Source organism: Endozoicomonas sp. ONNA1 (assembly GCF_024606325.1).
Classification (GTDB): domain Bacteria; phylum Pseudomonadota; class Gammaproteobacteria; order Pseudomonadales; family Endozoicomonadaceae; genus Endozoicomonas_A.
The window spans coordinates 1-1,177 of the sequence record NZ_JAHHPN010000605.1 but is presented as its reverse complement, the minus strand read 5'-3'; the positions used below and the strand labels follow the sequence as shown (position 1 = coordinate 1,177).

Below are 1,177 nucleotides of genomic sequence, written 5' to 3'. Positions count from 1 at the left end.
CCTGCAGAAAGCTTGCTGCCAACAGGATAACCAAACCCGCAATAGACCAGCCTTTCGCAATGCCCATAACCTCTCTCCAGAATTCTGGCTTTGGATTCTTCATTTGGTGATCTGAGGCAGTGAAAATGGACACAAAATTCACTGCCGTCCGGTTAAAAAACAGGGAAAGATTCGAGATGCCTGTCGCTGTCGATCAGCGGTAAAATAACAGTTGTCGAGACTGTTATTTCAGAAAACAGGAACAATAGACGTGAGTCTCAGTGGGTGTTGGCGATTCAATCAGCTCTTCATCATCTGCCGCTAAAAGCTGCATCTTACGACGACTTTCAGGTAGTTAGCTATCAATCCATTCATTCATCGCTTGAAGACTGAACAAGATCATGGCTGAAAATTTCATGTCACTGACGATGGATATGAGCAAACTACTGAACACAAGGATCATCTGAGTAGCCACTGCATTGCAACCTGAAATTCCATTCATTCCCTGATGTTAATGCCGCTGCACTGAGATTACTGGCTCCTCGTAAGCACATTCTTCAAAAAAACCACCATTATCGGTATGGATAAATATATACGATTTCATGTGGAAGCGTTGCTGGCCCTATTTGCTGATACCGGGCTTTAATACGCTGCACAGGAATATTAGGTGTCTTCTCGTTAATCCCAGAGGATCATCAGCGGGTTGATCTGGTTGCCTGAATGTTTGGTGGTTATTAATGATCATAACCCTTGGTACGCATTCGTGGCATCACTTACGGGAACGGGTGGTTTCCTCTTGAACTTCTTAACGGCTACGATAGCTGAAACCACGGCAATCAAGACCACAACACCCGCTGTAATAAGCCCAATACCCCAGTCTGGGAATTCTGGATGGGATATAGGCGGCAGGTATTCAAAATTCAGAAAAATCACCTGCATCCGGACATGCCGGATACCCTTCTCAACATCAGCGTCTGCAACTGCCAGATAGGCTTTATTGCCCACAAAAACCGGGCGCATTGACCTTGTCGCCGGGGTCTTGAATGCAGCGTCAAATTGATGGACATTGGCCTGGTTTTCATAAGTAACGAAAGACAGTTGCCCATTACTGTTGTAAATAATGGTGTACAAATAATTTTTCGCAGTCACCAGTCTAACGGTTAAAAACGTACCCGATGTGCCTGAAGAAAAACGAATC

1 protein-coding gene is annotated in these 1,177 nt (G+C 44.9%); it reads right to left on the bottom strand.

The annotated features are described in order from the left end of the window. Positions 1–720 precede the first annotated feature (720 nt). Positions 721–1,177: phage holin family protein (locus tag KDK19_RS13880; RefSeq protein WP_257287931.1), on the bottom strand; the 457-nt coding region annotated here is incomplete at its 5' end.